Source organism: Calothrix rhizosoleniae SC01 (assembly GCF_900185595.1).
GTDB lineage: Bacteria > Cyanobacteriota > Cyanobacteriia > Cyanobacteriales > Nostocaceae > Calothrix_A > Calothrix_A rhizosoleniae.
On sequence record NZ_FYBH01000197.1, the window covers coordinates 1 to 6,082 of the forward strand.

7 protein-coding genes are annotated in these 6,082 nt (G+C 40.6%); 3 read left to right on the forward strand and 4 right to left on the reverse strand.

Annotation, left to right across the window (positions count from 1 at the left end):
* Positions 1-1,108: tetratricopeptide repeat protein (locus CALSC_RS12185; RefSeq protein WP_143288237.1), on the forward strand; the 1,108-nt coding region annotated here is incomplete at its 5' end.
* A 248-nt stretch (positions 1,109-1,356) separates the two neighbouring features.
* Here CALSC_RS12185 and CALSC_RS12190 read toward each other — a convergent pair.
* Entirely contained in the window at positions 1,357-1,962 is a 606-nt protein-coding gene (locus tag CALSC_RS12190; protein ID WP_088241616.1) for a Uma2 family endonuclease, read from the reverse strand.
* Between the two features lie 188 nt (positions 1,963-2,150).
* Entirely contained in the window at positions 2,151-2,534 is a 384-nt protein-coding gene (locus CALSC_RS12195) for a hypothetical protein (protein ID WP_088241617.1), read from the reverse strand.
* Between the two features lie 136 nt (positions 2,535-2,670).
* Here CALSC_RS12195 and CALSC_RS12200 point away from each other — a divergent pair, with 136 nt between their 5' ends.
* Entirely contained in the window at positions 2,671-4,107 is a 1,437-nt protein-coding gene (locus CALSC_RS12200; RefSeq protein WP_088241618.1) for a phosphoglucomutase/phosphomannomutase family protein, read from the forward strand.
* A 181-nt stretch (positions 4,108-4,288) separates the two neighbouring features.
* Positions 4,289-4,864 (forward strand): RdgB/HAM1 family non-canonical purine NTP pyrophosphatase, encoded by a 576-nt coding sequence (gene rdgB / locus CALSC_RS12205; RefSeq protein ID WP_088241619.1) that lies wholly within the window; start codon positions 4,289-4,291, stop codon positions 4,862-4,864.
* Positions 4,865-4,925: 61 nt separating this feature from the next.
* Here rdgB and CALSC_RS12210 read toward each other — a convergent pair whose 3' ends face one another.
* Positions 4,926-5,264, reverse strand: coding sequence for a P-II family nitrogen regulator (locus CALSC_RS12210; protein ID WP_088241620.1), 339 nt, complete (start codon positions 5,262-5,264; stop codon positions 4,926-4,928).
* 400 nt (positions 5,265-5,664) lie between these two features.
* A partial coding sequence (locus tag CALSC_RS26440) for a hypothetical protein (RefSeq protein ID WP_088241621.1) occupies positions 5,665-6,082 on the reverse strand: 418 nt, incomplete at its 5' end.

A 6,082-nucleotide genomic window follows, 5' to 3' on the forward strand; every position in this document is an offset into this window, starting at 1 on the left:
CCAGCAGCTTGATGAACAAAAAGATATAGCCGATGCTTATTATCAGCTAGGTCGAATTTATCAAGCATGGGGTAAATACGAAGATGCAATCGCTCACCATCAACAAAGCCTCGAACTGTACCAGCAATTAGGCAAACAAGAAAATGTAGCTCATCAGTGGGATTGGCTAGCTGTTTGCTATCGAGGATGGGGTAAGTATAAGCAAGCATTGGAGTGTGAACTCAAAGATTTGGCAATATGGCAGGAGATTCAAAAACAACCAGAAATTGCGTTAGCTTACTGGCGATTAGGTCGTATCTATCAAGCATCGGGTCAATACGAAGATGCGATCGCTCATTACCAACAAAGCCTTGAACTTTATCAGCAATTGGATTTACAAAATAATGTAGCCAACCTGTTATCATGGCTAGCTAGCTGCTACCGAGATTTAGAAAATTACACCAAAGCAATTGATTATGACCAACAAAGCCGAGATTTACACCAAAAGCTTGGTCAAAATGAAAGTGTAGCATGGCGTTGTAGGGAAATTAGTAACAGCCAGCGCCGATTAGCTAAAAACACCCAAGATAAAGCAGAAGCCTTGAACTTACTCGCACAAGCCAAGCAAAATATCCATCAAGCCATTGAAATTAACACCACAGGGGAGTACAAACAAAATCTGGCATATGACCATATAGTTCTCAGCTTACTTAACTCAGAATACCTACGCCTATTACCTGCTGATGACCCATCCCTACCAGAAAAAATTGGTCAATTTGAGAAAAATTACCACACTGCTTTTACGTATTTTCACCAACTTGGACAAACCATAAATAAAGCAGATGAAGCATTAGATATTGCTCGTGCTTACCTGGAAATTAACGCCCTAGAAAATCTAGAACGAGCCGAAGAACTAGCTCAAACATCTCTGCAAGTATTCCAAGAATACAATCGTCGCAAACTAGAAGCCTCAACACGCAAGCTTTTAGGGGAAATATATCTCAAACGTGCCCAAATTCATCAACCTAGTGCTGAAATAACTGCTCGCCAATTCTTATCCGCAAGTCTGCAAATTTACCAAGAACTTGATTTACAGAAAAAAGCTGCTGAAGTGGAAAAATTAATATAGGATTACTATTTGATTTTTGTTGGTGTAACCTGCGCTTGCGCTTAAAACACGTCGCGACTGTCTTGATTGTCAAATGCGATCGCTACAGATACCTAATATTATTCAAAACTCAAACCGGATTCCTATATAGTAAAAAGAAATATTATAGCACTACGCAATCAGATTAGGACATTCTTGAACCCCTAAACCCATGAACAGTAAACTTATTACTTATTACTTATTACTTATTACTTGCGCGTAGCGCTATATTAACGCGGTAAAATATCATCCAATTTGAGTTGAAGGCGAGGTAAAAGGGGTGAATGAATTGGTTGATCGAGACGATATTGTTGTTGAATATAAGCATCATCAACTAATTGACAAACAGTGAAAGTTGGTTGTTTTGGTTTACCAATAAATGCAGTACCACCCAGTCCCCGATAATCGATAATCCAATATTCAGGAATACCTAAAAGCGCGTATTCTTCAACTTTTCTAGCATAATCAGTTTCCCAATTGCTACTAACAACTTCAACCACTAATTTTACAGAGCGCCCTAAAGTAATTACAGGTTCTCGCTCCCATAGAGGTTCATTTCCTAAAACAGTTTCATCAAGAACTACAACATCGGGACGACGAACAGTTGCAGCATCAGCAAGAGGATAAATTAAGCAAGTACGGGGAATGAACCAGGGAAGTTTTTCCGCTACAAGGTGGATACCTATTTGAGTTGCTGTTTTTCCACTCACCGTTTCATGAGGACCAGTTGGTTCCATATCTATTAGTTCTCCATCTGCTAGTTCGTACCGGGGATTATCCCTATACAGAGAGAAGAAATCCTCAAGAGTCAGCGTTTTTGGGGATATAGATGTCATTTCAGTTATCAGTTATCAGTTATCAGTTACCCCATCGATAAATCGAGGGGCTTGAATAAGGAAAATACTTTTTCCCTTTCCACGGATAAATCCGGGGGCTTGTACCCTTTTCTTTTTTGGTCATTGATCAACCTGATTTCATTCGCGGTTTAACTAACTTTTACTGGTGGTCTGAACTCACTGCTTAATTACGGATTTTCCAAAACAGGATGCTCCTTAATTGCTTCAATCTCCTTTGCATCCACTTGACCACAAACAAAGCCAATTCTTTCAGTCTGATTTTTATTATAAGAGCCAAGGGCAGGCACAACACCCCCAATGGTAAAACTGCGAAATGGCCATGATTGAGAATTATCACAGTAAACTTTTGTACAAACACAAGCATATAAAGGAATATTCGGATTCTTCCTGTACCATTCATCAAGAATCCAACTTAGGGGTAAATCCCTCTTGATGAATTGCTTACTGGGAGCATCTCCAGCAAATGTCGGGGAACTAAATCCCAAAATTGATACCCCCAAAGGTAGTGCTATAAATATTTTTACTAATCTTTTTAAATTTGATTTATACATGATTAAACCAAAACTATCAATGTATTCCTTTTGACAACTTAATTCAGTAAAACAATAACTTCATACGTATATTCACGAAATCTGATACATTTGATCTAAATGTTACAATCCATATTTAAGAAATTGGGATATCTCCATGCCAGTTGCAGTTAACTCAATCAAATTTGGTACAGATGGCTGGCGCGGTGTAATAGCTGACGAATTCACTTTTGAACGCCTAGCTTTAGTCGCGCCAGTCGCCGCCCAGGTATTACTTAATACTTATGGAGAGCAAGTTGGTAACCGTAAAATTATTGTTGGTTACGATCGCCGCTTTATGGCAGAAGAGTTTGCAAGTAAGGTGGCTGAAGTGGTTTCTGCGGCTGGATTTGATATCTTGCTAAGCGAAACCTACGCCCCGACTCCAGCTTTTAGTTGGGCAGCAAAACAACAAAATGCTTTAGGAGCCTTAGTAATTACTGCTAGCCACAATCCAGGTAAATATTCGGGTTTAAAAGTCAAGAGTGCTTTTGGTGGTTCTGTACCCCCAGAGGTAACTAAGGAAATTGAACGTTTATTGACTAAAGAAGTCCCCCCGGCAGAAACACCAGGTAAAATAGAACACTTTAACCCCTGGCATAGTTACTGTACAGAATTGGCGAGTAAAGTCAATATTGCCAAGATCCAAGATTCGATCGCTTGTGGTAAATTGACTGTGTTTGTGGATGCTATGCATGGTGCAGCTTCTGGGGGATTAGGAAAAATCCTGGGAGCAGGGGTGAGAGAAATAAATAGCGATCGCGATCCCACTTTTGAAGGGGGTGCCCCGGAACCTTTGCCGAAATACCTCTCCCGTTTGTTTCAAACCATGAACGAGCATCGGCAACAGCAAGCCACAGGTTTAGTGGTAGGCTTAGTATTTGATGGAGACTGCGATCGCATTGCTGCTGTAGATGGAGAAGTAAATTTCCTCAGCTCCCAAATCTTGATTCCGATCCTCATTGACCACTTGACAAAAAGACGAAAATTTGCTGGGGAAATAGTCAAAACAGTTAGTGGTTCGGATTTGATTCCTCGGGTTGCAGCTTTGAACAATTTATTGATATTTGAGACACCCGTTGGTTATAAATATATAGCTGACAGGATGTTAGAAGCTCAGGTATTGTTAGGAGGTGAAGAATCCGGAGGGATTGGTTATGGGAACCATATTCCTGAACGGGATGCTTTACTATCAGCTTTGTACGTGCTAGAAGCGGTTGTGGAGTCTGGTTTGGACTTGAGGGACTATTACCGCCAATTACAGTCACAAACAGATTTTAACTCGGCATATGATCGCATTGATTTACCCCTGGCAAGTATGGAAGTGCGGGAGCGTCTTTTAAAGCAGTTGCAAACCCAACCATTAACTCAGATTGCTGGTAAATCAGTAATTGACTGTCAGACAATTGACGGTTACAAACTCCGCTTGGAAGATAAAAGTTGGTTAATGATTCGTTTTAGCGGTACAGAACCAGTTTTGCGGCTTTACTGCGAAGCTCCCACCTTAGAACAGGTGCATCAAACTTTGGCTTGGGCGAAGGAATGGGCAGAGTGAGGGAGTGAGGGGAGTGAGGGGAGTGATGGAGTGAGGGAGTGATGGTTGGGAGTTAAGATTTTTTATCTTTCCCTCCTTCCCTCCTCCCCTCTTTCACTCTTTCACTCTTTCACTCTTCCCCTCCTCCTTATGAGGTAAGATGGCAAGATTAAAAACTGATAACTGATAACTGATAACTGAAATGACAACACTTGTTGTAGCTACTGGTAATCCAGGTAAGTTAAAGGAAATGCAAGCTTACCTGGATAATTCTATCTGGGAATTAACCCTAAAGCCCCCAGAATTAGAGGTAGAAGAAACCGGTGATACATTTAGTGCCAATGCCCAACTCAAAGCCTCTCAGGTGGCATTAGCAATGGGTAAATGGGCAATTGCCGATGATTCTGGTTTGGAAGTGGATGCCCTTAATGGCGCACCTGGGGTATATTCTGCTCGTTATGGTAAAACAGATAGCGATCGCATTTCTCGATTGTTAAGAGAATTAGACAACCAAACTAATCGCCAAGCCCAGTTTGTTTGTGCCGTTGCGATCGCTAATCCGAGTGGCGCGATCGTTTTACAATCAGAAGGTATTTGTCGTGGTGAAATCCTCCATGCACCTCGCGGTAAAGGTAGATTTGGCTATGATCCCATTTTTTATGTCCCAGAGAAGTTATTAACCTTTGCGGAAATGTCACCAGAATTGAAAAGTTCTGTCAGCCATCGAGGAAAAGCATTTGCGACTTTATTACCCCAGCTAGAAAAACTTCCTATTTGATGTAGTGGGGAGATGAGGAGATTATGAGTCAAAACACATCATCCCATCATCCCTCATTGTTTTACAATGCCTCGAAGTTCGATTCTCCAGTCCGAATCCGCACTACACGATCAACCGTAGAGATGAATATCTTACCATCACCAATTTCGCCAGTGCGGGCAGCAGAAATAATTTTCTCTACTACCATATCTACTTGGGCATCTTCTATTACAACCTCTATCTTCAATTTTTGCAGAAATTCAACGGTATACTCAGAACCGCGATAGCGTTCTGTTTGTCCCTTTTGCCTACCAAATCCCCTGACTTCGGAAACAGTCATGCCTACGATACCAGCATTGACTAAAGCAATTTTTACTTCATCAAGCTTAAAAGGACGGATAATAGCTTCGACTTTTTTCATTTTTGTGACTCTTATATGTTACTAGTTTTTCACCCTATCTAAATAGATCCTCTGCTTGAAGCTTTAAATAGCAGAGGAATTGTCCATCAATTATGTATCCAATGCCACATTTTTTGATAGTCAATGTAGTGCTGAAATATGATGGCAAGAGCATCAGCCAGCATTCTCTATCTAAAACTATAGTGGACACTGTGACACGGGAATTTTATGTTCTATTCTGAATTATGGAAGTTTTTGGTCAAACAATTTTAGATTTTAGTATTTGCACAAGTAAGGAATCATATAAAAATAGGTGAATAAGTAGTGCAAGCGTCTCCCTTACGATTTTCCAAAAGTGAGCAAGATGACCACACTACAGTGTAGTTTGTAGCTGACATCAATAATGTTGGGATAGTTGAATCTAACGACTATTCTTTTGAAAGAACGGACGAACAATCAAATATCCGGTACCAAAAGCTGTAAATATAATTAGCAAGATACAGAAGACTAGCCACCAACCACTAGCGATTTTTTTTTCTTCTTCACTGGTTGGATAGTAGGATACTTGTTGCTCCTCCAAATATACTGGTTCTGGAGACACAGGCATTTCTATGGTGGGGGAAGTAAAAAATGAGTCTGGAGGGTGGAATTGTTCTGTAGTCTCAGGTATTGGGAATTCACTAGTCTGGGAGTGAGGAATAGAAGTTGCAACGGGATGCTCCACGGGAGGATCTGCTCGAAGGGAATCATCATCAGAAGTATTAGCCCACTTTTGTAAATGGAATACAGATTTAACTACTTTATCTATTTCTTGGCGTAATAAATGATTTTCTTGGACT

Excerpts from the sequence above, each read along its gene's own strand:
- CALSC_RS12190 (WP_088241616.1), bottom strand. The coding sequence starts at position 1,962 with ATGACATCTATATCCCCAAAAACGCTGACTCTTGAGGATTTCTTCTCT.
- CALSC_RS12195 (WP_088241617.1), bottom strand. The coding sequence starts at position 2,534 with ATGTATAAATCAAATTTAAAAAGATTAGTAAAAATATTTATAGCACTA.
- CALSC_RS12200 (WP_088241618.1), top strand. The coding sequence starts at position 2,671 with ATGCCAGTTGCAGTTAACTCAATCAAATTTGGTACAGATGGCTGGCGC.
- rdgB (WP_088241619.1), top strand. The coding sequence starts at position 4,289 with ATGACAACACTTGTTGTAGCTACTGGTAATCCAGGTAAGTTAAAGGAA.
- CALSC_RS12210 (WP_088241620.1), bottom strand. The coding sequence starts at position 5,264 with ATGAAAAAAGTCGAAGCTATTATCCGTCCTTTTAAGCTTGATGAAGTA.